The organism is Bradyrhizobium sp. CCBAU 53340 (assembly GCF_015291645.1).
Lineage (GTDB): Bacteria > Pseudomonadota > Alphaproteobacteria > Rhizobiales > Xanthobacteraceae > Bradyrhizobium.
Genome location: NZ_CP030055.1, coordinates 7,243,960 through 7,262,462, shown reverse-complemented (window position 1 = coordinate 7,262,462; position 18,503 = coordinate 7,243,960). Strand labels below are relative to the sequence as shown.

At 63.6% G+C, this 18,503-nt stretch carries 18 protein-coding genes; 6 read left to right on the top strand and 12 right to left on the bottom strand.

Annotated elements, in window-relative coordinates; genetic code table 11:
- Positions 1-161: 161 nt before the first annotated feature.
- The 6 genes from XH89_RS34455 to XH89_RS34430 form a co-directional block, all read right to left on the bottom strand.
- Entirely contained in the window at positions 162-1,658 is a 1,497-nt protein-coding gene (locus XH89_RS34455) for a sugar ABC transporter ATP-binding protein (protein ID WP_194464722.1), read from the bottom strand.
- Positions 1,655-2,752: a hypothetical protein gene (locus XH89_RS34450; protein ID WP_194464721.1), complete on the bottom strand. Its 1,098-nt coding sequence runs from the start codon at positions 2,750-2,752 to the stop codon at positions 1,655-1,657. Before XH89_RS34450 ends, XH89_RS34455 begins: the two co-directional genes overlap by 4 nt.
- On the bottom strand, positions 2,749-4,872 hold the full coding sequence (locus tag XH89_RS34445; protein ID WP_194464720.1) for an SMP-30/gluconolactonase/LRE family protein: 2,124 nt from the start codon (positions 4,870-4,872) through the stop codon (positions 2,749-2,751). Before XH89_RS34445 ends, XH89_RS34450 begins: the two co-directional genes overlap by 4 nt.
- A 79-nt stretch (positions 4,873-4,951) precedes the next feature.
- A complete protein-coding gene (locus XH89_RS34440) occupies positions 4,952-5,968 on the bottom strand; it encodes a sugar ABC transporter substrate-binding protein (RefSeq protein WP_194464719.1) in 1,017 nt (338 codons plus the stop codon).
- Between the two features lie 40 nt (positions 5,969-6,008).
- The gene (locus tag XH89_RS34435; protein WP_194464718.1) at positions 6,009-6,980 is read right to left on the bottom strand and encodes an ABC transporter permease; all 972 of its coding nucleotides are present in this window, start codon (positions 6,978-6,980) and stop codon (positions 6,009-6,011) included.
- Between the two features lie 20 nt (positions 6,981-7,000).
- Positions 7,001-7,282 (bottom strand): hypothetical protein, encoded by a 282-nt coding sequence (locus XH89_RS34430; protein ID WP_194464717.1) that lies wholly within the window; start codon positions 7,280-7,282, stop codon positions 7,001-7,003.
- A 333-nt stretch (positions 7,283-7,615) separates the two neighbouring features.
- Between XH89_RS34430 and XH89_RS34425 the strand changes: the two genes are divergently transcribed.
- A complete protein-coding gene (locus XH89_RS34425) occupies positions 7,616-9,229 on the top strand; it encodes an acyl-CoA synthetase (protein ID WP_194464716.1) in 1,614 nt (537 codons plus the stop codon).
- 38 nt (positions 9,230-9,267) lie between these two features.
- On the opposite strand, the gene XH89_RS34420 is transcribed toward XH89_RS34425, so the two are convergent.
- A complete protein-coding gene (locus tag XH89_RS34420; RefSeq protein WP_194464715.1) occupies positions 9,268-10,467 on the bottom strand; it encodes an MFS transporter in 1,200 nt (399 codons plus the stop codon).
- Positions 10,468-10,649: 182 nt separating this feature from the next.
- Between XH89_RS34420 and XH89_RS34410 the strand changes: the two genes are divergently transcribed.
- The 3 genes from XH89_RS34410 to XH89_RS34400 all read left to right on the top strand — a co-directional run bounded on the left by XH89_RS34410 (position 10,650) and on the right by XH89_RS34400 (position 13,596).
- On the top strand, positions 10,650-11,453 hold the full coding sequence (locus XH89_RS34410; protein WP_194464714.1) for an MBL fold metallo-hydrolase: 804 nt from the start codon (positions 10,650-10,652) through the stop codon (positions 11,451-11,453).
- 160 nt (positions 11,454-11,613) lie between these two features.
- A complete protein-coding gene (locus XH89_RS34405; protein WP_194464713.1) occupies positions 11,614-12,633 on the top strand; it encodes an alpha/beta fold hydrolase in 1,020 nt (339 codons plus the stop codon).
- Positions 12,634-12,648: 15 nt separating this feature from the next.
- Positions 12,649-13,596: a fatty acid desaturase gene (locus XH89_RS34400; RefSeq protein WP_194464712.1), complete on the top strand. Its 948-nt coding sequence runs from the start codon at positions 12,649-12,651 to the stop codon at positions 13,594-13,596.
- A 58-nt stretch (positions 13,597-13,654) separates the two neighbouring features.
- Here the strand turns inward: XH89_RS34400 and XH89_RS34395 are convergent, their stop codons facing one another.
- Both XH89_RS34395 and XH89_RS34390 read right to left on the bottom strand, forming a co-directional pair.
- Positions 13,655-13,894 carry a hypothetical protein gene (locus XH89_RS34395; protein ID WP_194464711.1) on the bottom strand — a complete coding sequence of 80 codons (240 nt, stop codon included), beginning with the start codon at positions 13,892-13,894 and terminating at the stop codon, positions 13,655-13,657.
- Between the two features lie 137 nt (positions 13,895-14,031).
- Positions 14,032-15,012 carry a YafY family protein gene (locus tag XH89_RS34390; protein WP_194464710.1) on the bottom strand — a complete coding sequence of 327 codons (981 nt, stop codon included), beginning with the start codon at positions 15,010-15,012 and terminating at the stop codon, positions 14,032-14,034.
- A 90-nt stretch (positions 15,013-15,102) separates the two neighbouring features.
- Here XH89_RS34390 and XH89_RS34385 point away from each other — a divergent pair, with 90 nt between their 5' ends.
- Both XH89_RS34385 and XH89_RS34380 read left to right on the top strand, forming a co-directional pair.
- Positions 15,103-15,747, top strand: a complete 645-nt coding sequence (locus XH89_RS34385; protein WP_194464709.1) for a glutathione S-transferase family protein — start codon at positions 15,103-15,105, stop codon at positions 15,745-15,747.
- 16 nt (positions 15,748-15,763) lie between these two features.
- Complete coding sequence (locus tag XH89_RS34380; RefSeq protein WP_194464708.1) at positions 15,764-16,198, top strand: DUF6157 family protein; 435 nt, start codon at positions 15,764-15,766, stop codon at positions 16,196-16,198.
- A 3-nt stretch (positions 16,199-16,201) separates the two neighbouring features.
- On the opposite strand, the gene XH89_RS34375 is transcribed toward XH89_RS34380, so the two are convergent.
- From XH89_RS34375 to XH89_RS34365, 3 genes are all read right to left on the bottom strand, one after another.
- Positions 16,202-16,987 (bottom strand): enoyl-CoA hydratase/isomerase family protein, encoded by a 786-nt coding sequence (locus XH89_RS34375; protein WP_194464707.1) that lies wholly within the window; start codon positions 16,985-16,987, stop codon positions 16,202-16,204.
- A gap of 12 nt (positions 16,988-16,999) precedes the next feature.
- The gene (locus tag XH89_RS34370; RefSeq protein ID WP_194464706.1) at positions 17,000-18,109 is read right to left on the bottom strand and encodes a cyclic nucleotide-gated ion channel; all 1,110 of its coding nucleotides are present in this window, start codon (positions 18,107-18,109) and stop codon (positions 17,000-17,002) included.
- Between the two features lie 170 nt (positions 18,110-18,279).
- A complete protein-coding gene (locus XH89_RS34365; protein ID WP_194464705.1) occupies positions 18,280-18,498 on the bottom strand; it encodes a hypothetical protein in 219 nt (72 codons plus the stop codon).
- Positions 18,499-18,503: the final 5 nt, after the last annotated feature.

Below are 18,503 nucleotides of genomic sequence, written 5' to 3'. Positions count from 1 at the left end.
ACGAGCACCCGGCCGCTAGTCGCGCGGAAGGGGCCAGTTCAACATGCAGCGGGTTTTTGCGGCGCAACTTGATGCAGATCAGATAGCGGCTTTTGCCTCTGCCCAAGGTTCGGGCAGTTCATCGGCCTGAAGCGCGCTGGTACGCCGTATGCGTTCAAGACCTAGTGAATAGCCGCGTACATGATCTTCTCCTCCGTCGCCTCCAGCGCGGAGAACTCTTCCACGACCTTGCCCTGGCGCGAGACCAGGATGCGGTCTGACAGCGCCATGATCTCGGGCAGGTAGGATGAGACGACGACGACCGCCTTGCCCTCGTCGGCGAGCCGGTTGATCAGTTCGTGGATCTCGACGATGGCGCCGACGTCGACGCCGCGGGTCGGCTCGTCGAAGATGATCAAGTCGGGCTCCTGCACCAGCGACTTGGCGATCACGACCTTCTGCTGATTGCCGCCGGAGAGTTCGACGACCTTGCCGTGGTCGCCGATGGCGCGAACCTTCAGCCTCTCGATCCAGGTTCTGCCGACCGCATCAGTCTCCCGCCGCGACAGCATCATGCGTCCCCGCGGAAACTTCGAGAGCAGGCCGAGATAGATATTGCGCGCGATCGAAGCCGTCTCAAAGAAACCCTCGACCTTGCGGTCCTCGGTGACATAGGCGATGCCCGCCTTCACCGCCGGCGCGGGCACCCGGTAGCGCACCGGCTGGTCGTGCAGCAGGATCTCGCCGCCATGGAAGAAGTCGCGCTTGAGCACGCCGGCGACGATCTTGAACGTCTCGGTACGGCCCGCGCCGACAAGGCCAAACACGCCGGTGATCTGGCCTGAAAACACCGACAGCGAATTGTTCTTCACCATCGGCGCCATCTTCAAATTCTGCACCGTGAGCACGCGCGCGCCGGCTGGTCGCACGGTGTTCTTCCGCGCGCCATAGAGCGTGTTGGAGAGATCGCGCCCGACCATGGCCTGCACGATCGCGGCGCGGTCGAACCTGGCGACATCGTCGGTGACGACATGCTTGCCGTCGCGCAGCACCGTGATGCGGTCGGCGAGCAGCAACGCTTCTTCCAGCGCATGCGAGATGAAGACGATCGAGACGCCGCGCTTCTTGAGATCGCGGACGAGATCGAAAAAATATTTCTTCTCCTCCGGGGTCAGCGATGCGGTCGGCTCGTCGAAGATGATGACCTTGGCACGGTGCAGGACCGCGCGCGCGATCTCGACCATCTGCTTCTTGGCTGCGCCAAGGCCGCTGACGGTCGCGGTCGGCGTGACGTCGAAATTGAGCGATTGCAGGAATTGCTGCGCGGCGATGTAGATGCCACGCAGACGGTTGTAGAACTGTTCCTGCCCGAGAAACAGGTTTTGCGCGACCGTCATGGTCGGCACCAGGCTGTTTTCCTGGAACACCATGGCGATGCCGAGGTTGCGCGCCTCCAGCGGCGTCTTCGGCGCGACATCGGTGCCGTCCACCGTCATGGTCCCCGAGGTCAGCGTCACCACGCCCGCCATCACCTTGGTGAGGGTCGACTTGCCGGCACCGTTCTCGCCGACCAGTGCGTGGATCTCGCCGCGGCGGAGGTCGAAATCGACCCCATCGATGGCGGGCACGCCGGCATAGAGCTTTGTGGCCTTGCGCAGCGAGAGTGCGATGTCGCTCATGTCCGAAATTCCTCGGCAAGGCCGGCAAGCGGCAGCTTCAGGACACGGCCCGGTCCTTTGGCGATCAGGACGAGATCGTTGCCCATCTCGACGGCCGCGACGACGCCGTGATTGACGCCGTCGACCCGGCTGTGCAGCGAAAACAGCGGCTGGCCGTCGGCGTCAAGACGGATGACGAGGCCGTAGGAGCGCGGTGGCGCCCACGGCTTGATGACGCCCATGGTCTTGATGTGCGCGCCCTGCATCGGCTCCTTGAATGAACGCCCGGAACGCAGCCGCGGCGCAACCCAGTGTTCAGGCGCGATCTCAGCCATCATGCGGCGTCGATAGCCGGGCTCGCGTAGCACGAACTCGACCAGCTGGGTCCGCGCGGTGAATGCGGTGAGCCAGTAGCCCCCGCCCGAGGCCTTCGACAGCCGCGACGGATAGACGGGCAGGTGAGCGAGCACGATCTTCGGCGATGCACCGGGCGAGACAAGAACAAGGCGATGGCGCCAGCTCTCGCTCACCAGCACGCCGTTGCCATGCGGGCAGGCGCCGAAGGCGTAGCCGAGCCCTTGCGCCAATCGCGTGACGCTCTTGTTGCCGGGATCGAGCCGGTACACGCTGCCGCTCCGGTTATGCTCCAGCAGGTCACGCGCCCAGTCATCGACGCCACAGGTCGCAGAGCCGTCCGTTGCAATCAGCGAGTTGTCATCCGCCAGTGCGAGCGCATTGATCGCGTTGAACGCCGGATCGGCAAAGCGTACGCTTGGCTGTTCGGCCAAGAGGCCTTCGTAAACGCGCACCTCGCGCCCACCGAGCGCGACAGCGAGGCCGCCTCCGGGCAGGGCACATAGCGCCGAGATCGGCTGCTCGAAGCTACGCAATTCCAAGGGCGAGCCGCCGTTCAGCGACAACAGTCTTCGCCCGTCTGCAATAAAGAGCTTGCTGCCGTCAGTCGCCAGATCCGCTGGCGAGTCGCACGTCAGCAATGTCTCAGCGGCTTCCAGCTTCTGGTTCGGCTTCAGCGCGCCGTCGAAGGACGGCACGGTGATGGTGGCGTCGCCGCGCCCGAGAAGACGGTTGGCGAAGTCCCTGACGGCTGCGATCACGACAGCTTCCCCCATCGCTTGTCATATTGGACGAAGTTCGGATCGGCATTATCGAGCTTGTAGCGGCCGATCCTGTTGTTGAGGATGCCGCCCAGATAGAGGTAACCGCGATGCTCGCGCATCGAGGTGATCATCGGATGATTCTCGCCGTGCAGGTCCCAGAACGATTCGACGATCTTGCCCTGCTCGTTGAACTTGACCACGCAGCCAGTGTTGATGTTGGGGAACAGCCATTCGTCGACCGGCACGCGCTTGGCCATGCGGCGGCGGAAGCCCGGCATCTTCCAGGCGAGATCGAGCGAGGGGCTGCGCATGCCGACCAGCGCCAGCCAGTAATTGCCGTCGGATGCGAGATTGATGTTGTCGGGGTATCCAGGCAGATTGTCCATGACGACCTCGACCGCGCCTTTCTTCGGCCCAGCGAACCAGTAGCGCTTGATCGAGCAGCCAAAGGTTTCGGCGAACAGGATCGACTGGCCGTCGCTGGCGACGCAGATGCCGTTGGGGAATTTGAGGCCGCGCAGCTCGGTCCGCGTCGTGCCGGTCTTGGTATCATAAGAGATGATGCGGCCATTGCCGCGCGCCTCCAGTCCATCGACCGGCCATTCGTCCATCTCGTAACGGACCGTCGCTTCGGAGAAGAAGATCAGGCCGTCGTCGGTGATGTCGAGGTCGTCCGCGAGCCGCAGGCGGCTGTCGTCGTTGACCGAGCGCAGGCTGCGGTTGGTCTCGTCGGTGGCCTTTTCCACGGTGCCGTCAGGCTTGATCCGGTAGAGCCCCATGCCGCCGATGCAGACGTAAAGATTGTCCTCGCGGTCGAAGGCCATGCCGAGCGGTTGGCCGCCGATATGAGCGAACACTTCCATCTTCTGATAGTCGGGCGCGAGAAAACGCATGATGTCGCCATGGCGCGAGCCGGCATAGAGATTGTCGTGGCGGTCGAGGATGACGTCCTCCGGCGCCTCGATGCGGCCAAGGCCGATCGCCTCGACATCGCGCAGCTTGTCGTTCTGCTCGAATGGCCCGCCTTGCCCGATCTCGGTCGGCGGCGGTGGCGGCAATTCGTGATAGGTCGGGGCGACATAGACCTTGCTGATGATGCGGGTCCGGTTCTTCTGCCAGCGGATGTCGATCATGGCGGCGACGAGCAGGATGCCGGCCAGCGCCATGCGGTTGACACCGCCGCGCGCGTTCATGGTCGTCAGGCCATTGGTGATCAGAAGCACGATCAGCACGCCCACCGCAGATTTGGCGACCGAGCCCTTGCCGCCGCCGAGCGTGATGCCGCCGAGCACGGTCGCGGTCAGCACGATCACTTCGAGCCCGACGCCGATGTCGCCACCGACGGTGCCGAGGCGGGAGGCGAAGAACAGCGCGCCGATGCTGGTCAGCGCGCCGCTCGCGACGTAGCAGAGCGCAATGGTGCGGCGAACGGGAATGCCCGAATTGTAGGCCGAGCGTCGCGAGCCGCCGATCGCGGTGATGTGCCAGCCCGGGCGCAGCCGGGTCATGAAGATGTGGCCGAAGATCGCGATGACGATATAGGCCAGCGCCACGGTGGGTATGCCGAGGACAGAGCCGGCGCCGATGAAGTCCCAGGAAGGGATGTCGGGGAAGGCCGAAGCGATCGCGTTGGAATAGCGCTGGATCAGAAGATCGTAGGCCGAGCGGTAGATGATCAGCGTGATCAGCGTGGTGATGAAGGCGCGCAGCCGCAGATATCCGACCAGGATGCCGTTGACGGCACCGAGCAGGGCGCCACACAGCAGCGTAGCAACCACAACGGCCGGGACTGGCCAGCCTGCGACGTCAAGCAGATAGAGCGCGCAGAAATTCGTCAGCGCAAAGATCGAGCCGACCGACAGATCGATGCCGCCGACGATGACGACCAGCGCAAGCCCGAGCGCGATGAAACCGATCTCTCCGGCCTGGCGCGCGGTGTCGGCAAGGCTCGCCGGCGACAGGAAGTTGTCGATGGAGCGGCTGAACGCGAAACCGACGATCAGGAGAAGGATGACCGGGATGGCCGTTTCGGTCCACCGCTTGGACAGGATTTCGCCGAGCAGATGATCAGGCCAGTAGCGGTAACGCAGCCTTGTGATTGTGTCGCGCATCGGCATTCCAGCGGGGCATGGAAACTATCGGGAGCACGATCCCCGGAACGTTGACATCCCGGGGATCGCGAGCGCCAGCGTCGGGTCACTTCTTCAGGTCGCTGAGATTCCAGCAGGCCGTCTGGCTGTCGGCGTTCTCCTTGGTGATCGGGATCAGCGTGGTGTATTCCGAACCCTTGACCGATCCGGGCTTGGCGCCCGACGACAGCAGCCATTTGATCGTGCCGGCCATCTGTGCCGCCTGGGTCGGCACGTCGTAGCTCATGTTGAGGTCGAAGGCGCCTGATTTCACCAGCTCGCAGGCACCCTTGCGCTCGCCGCCGCCCGATGTCGCCAGGAATACCTTGCCCGTCAGTCCGGCTTCCTTCACCGCCGCAGCCGTGCCGATGTCCATGCCGTCCCAGAAGCCGACGATGCCGCAGAGATCGGGATTTTGCTTCAGCACCGTTTGCGTGATCGCCTTCGCTTTCGCAGCATCCCAGTCGGCGGCCTGGCTCGATACCACCTTGATCTCGGGATGCTTGGCGAGAACGTTCTCGACGCCTTTCAGCGTGTAGGCGCTGGCGGCAGCTGACAGCGCCCCCTGGATGATCGCGATCTTGTTCGACTTGCCCTCGCAGGCCTTGACCACGGCTTCAGTCTGACGTTCGCCGATCTCGACCCAGTTGGCGCCGACGAAGGCGGAGCTGCGATAGGCCGAGCCCATGTTGATCTGGATGACATAGATGCCTTCGTTCTCGGCGCGTTGCAGCAGTTTCGCGTAGGTCTGTACGTCAGGATTATGGACCACCATCACCGCCGGCTTCTCGGTGATCAGCGAGGTCACTGCCTGCGCGCCGGCATTGGTGTTCCAGTTGGCGTCGCGGATCACGAACTTGACGCCATAGGGCTCGAGCTCCTTCTTCAACCCGGCATACCAACCCTCGGTAAGATCGAAGTTCATGGCGACCGGGACATAGGCTACGGTCTTGCCGGCGAGCGCTTCCTTGAACGGCTTCTGGAACGGCTCGTCCAGGCCCTGCTGGGCGAGGGCCGGTGCGGTCAATGCTGCGAGCGCCAGTGCGGCGAGGGTTGCCCAGGTTGGGCTGCCAAAACACTTCATTGCTTCCTCCTTGGTTGTCGTTGTCGTTCCTGTTGATCGTTCAGATGTCGCCCTGCTGTGCCGTTTCTTCGTTGCGCGGATTCAGGAAGGAGTCGGTGATGACGGCGAGCAGCAGGACGACGCCCTTGATGAGGTTTTGCCCGGCATAGGAGATGTCCATGATGGTCATGCCGTTGAGCATGGTGCCGATCAGCAGCGTGCCGATAATGACGTTCAGCACGCCGCCGCGGCCGCCTGACAGCCCGATGCCGCCCAGTACGACCACCAGAATGACGTCATAGATCAGCGTGGAGTTGAAAACGCGGGTCGGCATCGAATTGACCGAGGCGGCCATGACGAGCCCGGCGAAGCAGCCGATCAGGGCGGCGATCACGTATTGCAGGACGATGATCGGTCGCGACGGAATGCCGGTGACGCGCGCGGCGTAAGGATTGTCGCCGATCGCGTAGATATAGGCGCCCCATCGGGTCTGGCGCAGCAGGAAGGCGACCGCGAAGCAGGCGATCGCGAACATCACGATCGAGGTGGGAATACCGAGAATGGTGCCCTGTCCAAGCCGCTCGAAGCCGTTCATGCCCGCGCTCCATTGCACGACGTCGAGCTGGAAAAGCGCGGCCTGTCCGAGCCCGGCGAGCAAGAGACCCGTGGCGAGCGTCGCAAACAGCGAGGGCACCTCGGCATAGGCGATCAGCCAGCCATTGACGAGGCCGAAGGCGATCGTAAGGACCACCGCGATCAGCAGCGAGAACGGCAGCGAATGGCCGTTCTGCACCATCTGCAGCACGAGGCCCGGCGGCACGGCAAGGGCCGCGATCAGCGAGATGTCGATGCCTCGCCCGATCACGACGATCGCCATGGCAAGGCCGAGGATGCCGAGCACTGCCACGTTCTGGAGCAGTGTCAGCATGTTCTCCGCGGTCAGGAAGCCGTTCAGGAAGATCGAGAAGACGAGGAATAGCAACGCAAAGACGGCGAAGACGATCTCCTGCTGATTGAACCGAAAGCGCTTCATGGTCTGGTCCCTCCTGCGCTCTATGGGTGCGCCGGCTGCCCTGGCCGGGAGCGCGCCACGACGGTCGCGTATCCGTTGATGCGGTTGTTGCGCGACGATGCGGCGCTCTCGAAGCGGTCAGTGCCAAAAAAGGCCTGCTTGTTTGAGAGCGTAAGGGGGGTGCCGATGATGGGGCGGGAATCCGCGACGGCGCGGCGCGGCTTCGGCACGCGGGTGGAGGCGCGATGACGTGCCAGAATGCGCGTGCACAGCGCTTCTGTCGAGAACGTATTCGTCCAAGGTCGCCGGCGCGCGAAGTTCACGCTGCCTCCCCATCTTTCGTCCCGGACCTTTTGCCGTTGTTATTGATCCAGGCGTGGGCTTTGCGCCCTTGTCATCATTCGTAGCGCAGAGACTGGCAGTCCGAAAAGGGGGGCATCAGAATTTTCTGAGAGAGCGCGGGCTCGTTCTCCAGCCCAGAATTGCTCCGGCCGAACCGGCCATTCTTGCGTCACGACGCTAGCGGGCGGGTCGTTTGACGCGACCGACGACGCCGACTACGCTTCGCGCAAACTTGAAGAGTGCGCAGCCGCTGGACTCCGACGAACGTCGAGGTCGAACGTCGCGCGGTTTCTCGGACTTTGGGGGGAATGGAAATGTCGAGCGATATCACGGCCGCCATAGCGAAAGCGCGCGAGCATTCGATCGGCGATCTTCTGCGCCGCTCGGCGGGCCGCACGCCGGACAAGCTTGCGGTGAGCTGCGGCAGCGTGAGCTGGACCTTCGCCGAGATGGACGCATTCTGCAACCGGCTCGGCCGCGGCCTGCTCGGCCTTGGTGTGGCGAAGGGCGACCGTGTCGCGGTGCTCTCGCGCAATTCGCACGCCTTCGCAGCGCTGCGCTTTGCCGTGGCGCGGATCGGCGCGGTGCTGGTCCCGATCAACTTCATGCTCAATCCCGACGAGATCAATTTCATCCTGAAAAGCTCCGGCGCCAAACTGCTGGCGACCGGGCCTGACTTCGTCGAGGCGGCGAAGGCCGCGAGCTCAAAAGATTGCGCGGTCGAGAAGATGATCTGGCTGCCCGGCGAGGATCCGGCCACAGCGCCTGCGGGACTCACCACCTTCGACGATCTCCTCGATGCCGACGGCTCGCTCCTGCAGGCGTCCGTGGACAGCCGCGACCTTGCCCAGATCGTCTACACTAGTGGCACGGAATCGCTCCCGAAGGGGGCGATGCTGACCCATGAGGCCGTGATGTGGCAGTATGTCAGCTGCGTCATCGACGGAGGCATGAGCGTGGAGGACAAATTCCTGCACGCGCTGCCGCTCTATCATTGCGCCCAGCTCGACGTGTTTCTGGGCCCACAGATCTATCTCGGCGCCTCCGGTGTCATCACGGGCAAACCGACCGCCGACAACATCCTGGCGCTGATCCAGGCACACAAGATCACGTCGTTCTTCGCGCCGCCGACGATCTGGATCGCGATGCTGCGCTCGCCCAATTTCGACAAGACCGATCTGTCGACATTGCAGAAGGGCTATTACGGCGCCTCGATCATGCCGGTGGAAGTCTTGCTCGAACTGCAGCGCCGTCTGCCAGACGTCAGATTCTGGAATTTCTACGGCCAGACCGAGATCGCCCCGCTCGCCACCGTGCTGCGGCCGGAAGACCAGCTACGTAAGGCCGGTTCAGCCGGCAAGCCCGTGCTCAATGTCGAGACGCGCGTGGTCAACACGGCGATGGATGATGTGAAGGTCGGCGAGGTCGGCGAGATCGTGCACCGCTCGCCGCATCTGCTCTCCGGCTATTACAACGATCCCGTCAAGACAGCGGCGGCCTTCGCGGGCGGCTGGTTTCACTCCGGCGATCTCGCCACCGTTGATGACGAGGGCCACATCACCGTGGTCGATCGGGTCAAGGACATGATCAAGACCGGCGGCGAGAACGTCGCGAGCCGCGAGGTCGAGGAGATGGTCTATCGCATCCCGGCGGTCTCCGAGGTCGCCGTCGTCGGTCTGCCGGATCCGTGCTGGATCGAGGCGGTGACGGCGGTCGTTGTGGTCAAGAGCGGCGAGAAGCTCGACGAGGAAACCGTCATCCGGCATTGCGCCGGCCAGATGGCGCATTTCAAGGTGCCCAAGCGCGTCATTTTCGTCGACAGCCTGCCGAAGAACCCGAGCGGCAAGCTGCTCAAGCGCGAGCTGCGCCAACGCTTCGTCGGCACGGAGACGCTCGACAAGGCGATCCAGAAGAACTTTGGGACGTGAGGCGTTTCCTTCGCGGCGAGAGGGAGAAGGAATCCAGCTCAATACTTCTTCACGTGCGCGCCGAACGCCAGCCACAGTGCCATCGATGCAAGGCCAAAGCTCCCGAGCAGCAAAAACGTCGGGCCGTAGCCGATCCATTGCGCGATCCAGCCGCCGAGCGCCGGGCTCAGGCTCGCGCCGACGCCTTGCACGGTGATGACGGCACCCTGGCCGAGATTGATGCGGCCGGTGCCGTCCAGCGAGCGCGCGACCATGCCGGGGACGGCGACCGTCTGTAGTCCGGTGCCCATCCCGTCCAATACCTGCATTGGGACCACGCCCCACCATCCCGTCACGAAGAATGCGAGCACGCCGCGTACGGGCAAAAACATGAAGGAGACCAGGATCACCGGCCAGTAATTGCGCTTTCCCGCGACTTGCATGGCAACCAGCGACGTCACCACCATGACGCCCTGCGCGATGACGACGGTGGTTGCAACGAAGCTCGGGCCGTTGGCCTGTCCTTCGGCCACTGCTGCAAGGCCATAGAGCGGGACGATCGCTGCATTGCCGAGATGGAAGATGGCAAGCGCAAGCGCCAATACGAGGAGAGGCTTGTGCCTGAGGAGGACGGACACGGCGTCCGGTGGATTCTTGCTCTCATCCTCCTTGCTGCCGCGCGCCTGGCGGTCGTCGATGGCCTTGGCGGGGATCCTCAGCACGCAGGCGATCGCGATGGCGCCGAACACGGCCGCGAGCACGAACACCGCGACATAGCCGAATTTGTAACCGAGATAGCCCGATAGCGCAGCGCCGACCATGTTGCCGGCATGGTTGAAGGCCTGGTTGCGGCCATTCAGCGCATTGAAGCCCCTCTGCTTGGCGATGCCGAGCGTGATGCCGGTCACCGCCGGCACGATCGCAGCGCTCGCCAGCGATTGCGCGACTTGCGAAAAGGTCACCGCCCAGAAGTTTTGCGAGATCAGGATGATGGCGGAGGCAAGGACTACAAAGATTCCGGGAATTACCACCCACAGCCGCTTGTTGCGGCTGGAATCGATGAGGCCGCCGATCGGCGTCGTGACCAACATGCCCGCGACATTGCCGATTGTCAGTGCCGTGCCGATCAAGCCGGTGGCCCATCCGCGTTCCTGGAGGAAAACGCCGACGAACGGCCCGATGCCTGACTGCATGTCGGCCATGAAGAAATTGACGGCGAAGAGGGGCCAGAGGCGGGGTGAGGAAGGACGCGATGTCATCGAGACGCTGAACGTGATGCTGCCGATCGAAAATTGTCTCGTGCAGGTGGAAATGGCCGGTCATTGTGCCGGAGCGGACTGAAAACTAACATGTGCTGTCAGCGTTGGTTCCTCCGGACTTGCGATCTGAGGGCTACGATGTCACCTCACGGGTGTCCCGCTCTCAATTCTGGATTATGGCCATGCCTCTCTGGACGTGCGAAACCTGCGGCGCGCAATTTCCGGACAATGGAAAGCCCCCCTCATCCTGTTCGATCTGTGAGGATGAGCGGCAATATGTGAACTGGAAAGGCCAGGCCTTCCTGGCGTGGGAGACGCTCGCCCAGCGTCACCGCCTCGTCTGGCGCGACGATCTCGGCCTCACCGGCATCGCGCTCGAGCCGAGCTTTGCGATCGGCCAGCGCGCGCTGCTGGTCCCCGATGGCGGGGGCTGCGTGATGTGGGACTGCATTCCGCTGGCAACGCCGGAGGCGATCGCCCATGTCAAATCGCTCGGCGGCCTGACAGCGATCGCGATCTCGCATCCGCATTACTATGGCGCGCTCGCGGACTGGAGCGAGGCGTTCGGCGGTGTGCCGGTCTATCTTCATGCCGACGACCGCCAATGGGTGACACGGCCCCATCCATCGATCGTGCACTGGACCGGCGATCAGCATCGCATCTCGGACAATGTGCTGCTGTTGCGGACCGGCGGGCATTTTGCCGGCGCCACCATATTGCACGATGCGCGCGGCGCCGATGGCAAGGGCGCACTTCTGACCGGCGATATCGCGCAAGTGACGATGGATCGCCGCTTCGTCAGCTTCATGTACTCTTATCCCAACTACATGCCGCTGAACGCCGCCGCGGTACGGCGGATTGCGGCTGCGGTCGCGCCTCTCGCATTCGACCGCATCTACGGCGCCTGGTGGGGGCGCAACATCGCTGGCGGGGCCAAGCCCGCCTTCGCGGCATCCGTCGAGCGATACATTGCCGCCATTGCCTGAACTGGCCGGCGGCCGGAATGCAATTTGCCTTTCGCTAATATCTGTACTATAAGTACAGATATTAGACGCGACGCAACGATGCGTTTGCCGGTCCGGCACGATCAATGCATCGTGGCTTTGGCGGGCGCGTTTTGTGGCCGCGTGAGCGGGAGCCGGACCCATGAGCGGGCAGCGCGACTACGAGATCTTTGAGGCCGGCAACGTCGTGCTTCAGTCCGGCGTTGTCTTCCCCGCGATGAAGCTCGCCTACAAGACCTATGGCGCGCTGAATTCGGCCAAAGACAACGTCATTCTCTATCCGACCTCGTTCAGCGCGCAGCATTTCGACACCGATTGGCTGATCGGGCCCGATGGCGTGCTCGATCCCAACAGCTATTTCATCATCATACCGAACCTGTTCGGCAACGGCCTGTCGTCCTCACCGTCGAACTCGGGCGACGCGCCATTCCCGCAGCTGACCTATCATGATGCGATTGCGGTTCAGCACCGGTTGCTGACGGAACGCTTCGGCATCACAAAACTCGCGCTGGTCTACGGCTGGTCGATGGGCGGCATGCAGGCCTATCACTGGGCCGCGCTTCACCCCGATATGGTTGAGCGAGCAGCGGTCGTCTGCGGCAGCGCGCGATGCGCGCCCTACAATTATGTGTTTCTGGAAGCCGTGAAGGCTGCGTTATCAGGCGATCCCGCCTTCCGTGATGGCCGCTTTGTCGAAAGGCCCGTTGCCGGTTATCGCGCCATGGGGCGTGTCTATGCCGGCTGGGCGATGTCCCATGGCTTCTATCGCGACGAGCTCTGGCGTGAGGCCGGCTTCACTTCGCTCGAGGACTATCTCGTCCGCGCATGGGACGCAGTGTTTGCCCGGCGCGACGCCAACGATCTGCTGGCGCAGGCGGGCATCTGGCAGCGCGGCGACATCAGCCGCTGCACAGCCTTCGGCGGTGATCTGGATCGGGCGTTGGCCGCGATCAAGGCTCACATGCTGCTGATGCCAGGTGCGACCGATCGCTACTTCGATCTCCGCGACAACGAGGACGAACTCGGCCGGCTGGTCAACGCGAAATCGGCGGTGCTCCACCCGATCCCGTCGCTGCACGGCCATCGCGCCGGCAACCCCGTCAACAATCCGCGTGACCAGGCTTTCCTCAAGGCCGAGATCGCAGAACTTCTCAACAAGTAGTGCAGGTCCCCGCCCATGACTGACACGACCGTTTCAGAACCCGGCCATCGCCTGAAGCCGTTGACACCGGCGATGCTGCGCGAATTATCGGTTCGCTCTGATCTCAAGGGCGCGGTGCGCAGCCTCTGCCACTACGCAGTGGTCGTGCTGGTCGGGTCGTTGGTCTGGAAGGTGAGCTCGCGCCATGGCGTGCTTTGGGCGTTGCCGCTGATGGTAATCGAGGGCTATTTCCTCGCCTTCCTGTTCATGGCGCTGCACGAGACCGCGCACAAGACCGCGTTCAGGAGCCGTGGTCTCAATCTCGCCGTCGGCTATCTCTCGGCCTTCATTATCGGGCAGCCTTACGAATATTACTGCCTGTTCCATTGGGACCATCATCGCTACACCCAGGATCCCGAGAAGGACCCCGAGCTGATCGTCGGCGTGAAGCCGAAAACCGAGACCCAGATCGCGCTTGCCTATAGCGGTCTGCTCCAGGTTGCGGGCCGCCTCCGGCTGATGCTCGGCCATGCCGTCACCGGCAAGGTCACGGTGCCCTGGATTCCCGAGAACAAGCGCGCCGTTATCGTGACCGAAGCGCGCGTCTATGCCGCCCTCTATGCCTTGCTGTTCGCGCTCTCATTGTGGTTCTCCTCGACCCTGCTGCTCAAGGTCTGGATCGTCCCGCTGGTCATCGGGCAATTCTTCCTGAGGCCCTATCTCCTCGCCGAGCACACCGGCTGCGAGCGCACCCGCAGCGCCTTTCAGAACACCCGCACCACCTACACCGGAGCGATCGTCAAATGGATTGCGTGGAACATGCCCTACCATGTCGAGCACCACGCTTATCCGTCGATCCCGTTCCACGCGCTGCCGAAGCTGAACGAGATCGTCGACGGCGAGATCGTCTATCGCGGCCGCGGTTATATACAAACGACGCGCGAGACCTGGGCCTGGTTTCGCCGGAATCGGCAAAATGCCTGAGTCAAACGCAAAGCTCCGGTCGCAGCGCGACCGGAGCTTTGTCGTGAAGGTCTAGAGATCAGTAGATCCCGTAGCCGCAGACGTTTACGACGCGGACGCGCAGGCCGTGGCGGGTCTGGACGACGCGCTCCTGGTAGCAGTTGCTGACGCCGGTGTTGACGTAGAGGCCGCCATAACCAAAGCCCCAGCCGGGACCCCAGTAGTGATGGAAGCCATGAGCCGAAGCGGCGGTGGGTGCGAGAGCGGCAGCGCCGAGCGAACCTGCGGCGATCAGGCCAAGAGCAAGCTTACGAAACATCTTCATTCTCCAGTGTGGCGCAAAGGCCGTTGTTGTGTCCCTGCTTCTCGGTCGAGATGACGCGCCAACGCGTTCATGCAGCAAGGCGAGAATCGTGTTTCAGGATTGTTTCGTGGCTGCGGTGGAATGCGCCACCGTCAGGCTTTTGGCGCCGCGTGATAACGCGCCGCCGTCGCCCGTGTCAGCTCGGCCAACTTCTCGCGGAGGTCCGCGGGCTCCAGCACTTCTGCTTCTGGCCCGAGCCGCAACAATTCCGCCGCGGCGTGCCAAGAGGTCTTTCCCGTCGGCACTCTGGCGATTCGCCAGCCGTCCGCGTCCGCAGTTTCCTCAATCTGCGTACGCGCCCTGACGTAGGGCTGGCTCAGTGCGTCGAGCATTTTCACGCCAAACGGCGAGAGCCGCACGATTGCGACGTTCGGGTGCATCTCGGCCTCTAACCGCAGTGTCGCATCTCGCCAGTAGGCTGCGAGGTCGAAATCGGCGGGGCGATCGAAGCGGTCGTCGAGCGCGGTGCAGTCAAGCACGCGCGCGACGCGATAAGTGCGGACGCTGCCATCGACCTGCCCCGCGAGATACCAGCTGCCGCCCTTGAGCACGAGGCCGAGCGGAGCGACGCGGCGCTGCTTCTCGGCGCGCCAGCTCTGGTAGCGAATCCTGATCAATGTTCCGCGCAAAGCAGCACCAGCAATGGCGCGCAGATGCTTTGGCTCTTCCGTTTCGCCAAACCAGCCCGGCGCGTCCAGATGAAAACGCTCCTGCATCCGGCCGGCGTCTTCGCGCAAATTCGCCGGCAGCGCTGCCATCAGCTTGTTCTGTGCGGCGATCATCGCGGCATCCAGCCCCAGCGCCGCCGCCGGGCCCGGGAGCCCTGCGAGGAACAGCGCGCCCGCTTCGCTTTGAGATAGCCCGTTCAGCCTGACGCGATAGCCATCGAGCAGGCGGTAACCACCCTCCGCGCCGCGGTCGGCGTAAACAGGAACGCCGGACGCCGCGAGCGCGTCGATGTCGCGATAGATCGTACGCACCGAGACCTCGCAGGCCTCCGCCAGCTCGGGCGCAGTGACCTGCCCCTTGGCCTGCAGGGTGGTCAGGATCGACAACATTCGGCTCGCGCGCATGATCCCTTGAACCATACCTGACACAGGATGTCAGGTATGGTTCGCTACAAGGGGGCACCATCGAAAGCCGACCCCGAGGGAGACCCCGCCATGACCGATCCGAACCGCATCACGCTGTATTATTCGCCGCAGAGCCGGGCCACCGGCACGCGGGTGCTGCTCGAGGAACTTGGCGCGCCCTATGATCTCCATGTCCTCAACATGAAGGCCGCCGAGCAGCGGCAGCCGGCCTACCTCGGCATCAATCCGCTCGGCAAGGTGCCGGCCGTCAGGCGCGGCGAGGCGCTCGTGACCGAACAGGTCGCGATCTACATTTATCTCGCCGACCTTTTTCCGCAGGCCGGCCTCACGCCCGCGCTGAACGACCCGCTGCGCGGTCCTTATTTGCGCTGGATTGCCTATTACGGCTCCTCCTTCGAGCCCGCTTTGATCGACAAGTTCATGCAGCGTGAACCTGCGCCGATCACGCAGTCGCCCTACGCCGACTACGACACCATGCTGGGTGCGCTCGAGGCGCAGCTGTCGAAAGGGCCATATCTGCTCGGCGAGCGCATGACGGCGGCCGATGTCCTGTGGGGTGTCGCGTTCAGCTGGACCATGATGTTCGGCATCGTGCCCAAGAAGGACGTGTTCGTCCGCTATAGTGAGCGCATCACGTCGCGTCCCGCATTCCAGCGCATCAGTGCGGCGGACGACGAGATGGCTGCGCAGCATGCCGTGGCCGCGGGAGGATGAAGAGACCGAAACTGATATGACCAAGCCAATCCATACGACCAACTGTTTCGATACGTTCATCCAGGTTGCCGAGGATTGTCCGGCGCGCTCCGGTCAGGAGCCGCCGCCGCGGGCAGGGCGGCCGACGGTGGCCGGCCTGCAATATGCAATGATCGCGAATGCACCCTATACGTACACGTCGGACGATGTGATCTTCGCGACCTCGGAGCATGGACGCGAACTTGGACCCAAGGCGACCAAGTCGGAGAAGAGCGCCGCCCGCGCTGCGTTCTTCTCCCGCGGCCAGGCGTGTATGCGTGCCTCGGGCCTCGGCAAGCGGTATGGCTGGGGTGTGCACGCCGACAGTGAGGGCCGAATCGCGATCTATGCCGTCGACAGCAAACGCTATCAGGCGCTGTCGCGCGATTCAAAGCTCACGCAAACACGCGCGATGCGGTCGAAGCGGCGGTGATCCTCAAAACCGCGGTGCCCGCTTCTCCGCGAACGCCTTGATGCCTTCCTTGATCTCCTCGCCGCGCATGCTGTCGCGGTGACGCTGGTCGGCAGCCTGCTCATCCAGCTCGCCGCGGGCGAATTCGTTGATGGCGCGCTTCATTCCGCGCATCGCTTGTGGCGCATTGCCGGCGAGGATGTTGGCGAGCTTGTCGACTTCCTCGTCCAGAAACTCGACCGCCACCATGGCGGTGAGGTAGCCGATCCGCAGCATTTCCGGTGCACTGATCTTCTGCGCCGTGAGGAATAGCTTTTTCGCATTGTCGACGCCGAGCCGCGTCACGTAGCGTTTGATGCCGCTCCTGTAATAGTGCAGTCCGAGCCGCGCCGCGGGCATGAACATCTCGGCGGTGTCGACCCCGATGCGGAAATCGCAGGCAAGCGCGAGGTCGGTCGATCCGCCATAGACGCCGCCATTGAGCCGGCAGATCGTCGGTACGCCGAGGTCTTCGAGGCGGTTGACGACGATCTCGAAAGCCGAACCCGCGCTCTGCTGCTCGTTGGCGCTCACGGCGCGCTCGGCGACCGAATTCAAGTCGTAGCCGGCGGAGAACGCGCGTCCTGTGCCGGTCAGCACCAGGACGCGGATATCAGGATCGGCTTCCACCCGATCGAACAATCTCAGCAGCTCGCCGAGATCCTCTGCCTGGAGCCGATTGAGATGTTTGGGCCTATTGAGGCGAATGGTGGCGCGTGCGCCAGTGATCTCGAGCACGGGGCTGCTCGCTGCGTCGGCTGTGTCCGACATTCTTGTCTCCATTCACTTGTTTTCGAGTGCGCGGCGTTTCGCTTCGGCATCGATGGTCTCGGCGAGATCAGGATGCCGTGCCATCAGCACGCGGAAGTCGACGAGGTCGAGCACCAGCAGGCGCGACACTTTCGTGGTCGAGACATTGGCGCCGCGCACATTGTTGCCCAGCAGCGCCATCTCGCCGAAGAAGGCGCCTTCGCCGAGCTGAACCTTCTTGCCGGGCAGGTCGACCTCGACCGCGCCTGCGGCGATGAAATACATGCAGTCACCCTGTGCACCCTTGCGGATGATCATGGTGCGCGCCGGCAGCTCCATGGTGCGCAGCATATGGGTGACGTCGGCGATCGCCGCCGGGCCCAGCGCCGCGAAGAACGGTACCTTGCTGACGGATTCCCAGGTCTTGAGGAAATTGTCGCGCCGCGTCTCCGCCGCGAAACCGGTCGCCAGGATACCGGTCCAGAGGCCGAACACGCCGAGACCGGAGATCATCACCAGTGCGGCGACCAAGCGGCCGAGTGGCGTGACCGGCACGACGTCGCCATACCCCGTCGTGGTCAGAGTGACGACCGCCCACCACAACGCGGCGGGGACGCTCCCGAACGTTTGCGGCTGCACGTCCCGCTCGAGGAAATATTCGGCGACGGAGGCGAGGAAGACCACCATCAGGAAGATCACGAGCACGCTGACCAGCGGCCCCGATTCCAGCACCAGCACGCGCCGGAGCTGGCGCAGGCCCGGAATGCCCGGCACCACCTTCAAGACCCAGAGCACGCTCAGCAGCCAGGCTGTCTTGGGATCGGCGCCGGAGATCAGCGCCAGCGGTACGGCCAGTGCCCCCAATGCATCGACCAGCCCGGCGGAGGAGGACATATAGAGGGCCAGCCGGCCCTGTCGCCGCATGTGGCGCAGCCGGACCAGCCATTCGAACACGAAATAGACCAGGCACGCCCACAGCAGAAAATCGACCCAGCGGTGCGCCGTCTCGTAGGCCGGATCGACCGTCAGCAGCACCATGCTGAGCACGCCGACAGACACGGCCATATAGGCCGCCTTGGTCATGTTGCGGCCGGCGGTCGCGGCCACGAACTGGGCCAGAGCGGGAAACATCGGCTTGGACATGCGGGATGGCGGCTCGATCTTGAGGCTTATGGTCCCGGGCTGGGACTTCGGCGCCAAAGTGCCCGCCCGCACCGGGGCCGTCAACGACGGGGCGGACAGGTGCATCCTCCGCCCGGATCAGGGCTTGGATGCGTCTTGCAGGTGGCTGGGGTGGGCGCCCGGCCTGGTCGCTACTTGAAATGGGGAGGCTCGTCGTAGCCTCGGCGGCTGCTGAAGAACAGCAGCATCATCAGGCCGATGCCGACGACCACGGAGAACCCCGCCCCGAGCGCCAGTGCCACATAACCTTCTGTCGGGATCGGGTCACCTTCGACCGACATGGCCGAATAGCCGAAGTAACCGACGGCAACCAGCATTCCCAGCAAGATGATGAGAAGGAGCATACGCATGGCGC

Coding starts and splice junctions, on each gene's coding strand:
- XH89_RS34455 (WP_194464722.1), bottom strand. CDS start 1,658: ATGAGCGACATCGCACTCTCGCTGCGCAAGGCCACAAAGCTCTATGCC.
- XH89_RS34445 (WP_194464720.1), bottom strand. CDS start 4,872: ATGCCGATGCGCGACACAATCACAAGGCTGCGTTACCGCTACTGGCCT.
- XH89_RS34440 (WP_194464719.1), bottom strand. CDS start 5,968: ATGAAGTGTTTTGGCAGCCCAACCTGGGCAACCCTCGCCGCACTGGCG.
- XH89_RS34435 (WP_194464718.1), bottom strand. CDS start 6,980: ATGAAGCGCTTTCGGTTCAATCAGCAGGAGATCGTCTTCGCCGTCTTT.
- XH89_RS34425 (WP_194464716.1), top strand. CDS start 7,616: ATGTCGAGCGATATCACGGCCGCCATAGCGAAAGCGCGCGAGCATTCG.
- XH89_RS34420 (WP_194464715.1), bottom strand. CDS start 10,467: ATGACATCGCGTCCTTCCTCACCCCGCCTCTGGCCCCTCTTCGCCGTC.
- XH89_RS34410 (WP_194464714.1), top strand. CDS start 10,650: ATGCCTCTCTGGACGTGCGAAACCTGCGGCGCGCAATTTCCGGACAAT.
- XH89_RS34405 (WP_194464713.1), top strand. CDS start 11,614: ATGAGCGGGCAGCGCGACTACGAGATCTTTGAGGCCGGCAACGTCGTG.
- XH89_RS34400 (WP_194464712.1), top strand. CDS start 12,649: ATGACTGACACGACCGTTTCAGAACCCGGCCATCGCCTGAAGCCGTTG.
- XH89_RS34395 (WP_194464711.1), bottom strand. CDS start 13,894: ATGTTTCGTAAGCTTGCTCTTGGCCTGATCGCCGCAGGTTCGCTCGGC.
- XH89_RS34390 (WP_194464710.1), bottom strand. CDS start 15,012: ATGCGCGCGAGCCGAATGTTGTCGATCCTGACCACCCTGCAGGCCAAG.
- XH89_RS34385 (WP_194464709.1), top strand. CDS start 15,103: ATGACCGATCCGAACCGCATCACGCTGTATTATTCGCCGCAGAGCCGG.
- XH89_RS34380 (WP_194464708.1), top strand. CDS start 15,764: ATGACCAAGCCAATCCATACGACCAACTGTTTCGATACGTTCATCCAG.
- XH89_RS34375 (WP_194464707.1), bottom strand. CDS start 16,987: ATGTCGGACACAGCCGACGCAGCGAGCAGCCCCGTGCTCGAGATCACT.
- XH89_RS34370 (WP_194464706.1), bottom strand. CDS start 18,109: ATGTCCAAGCCGATGTTTCCCGCTCTGGCCCAGTTCGTGGCCGCGACC.
- XH89_RS34365 (WP_194464705.1), bottom strand. CDS start 18,498: ATGCGTATGCTCCTTCTCATCATCTTGCTGGGAATGCTGGTTGCCGTC.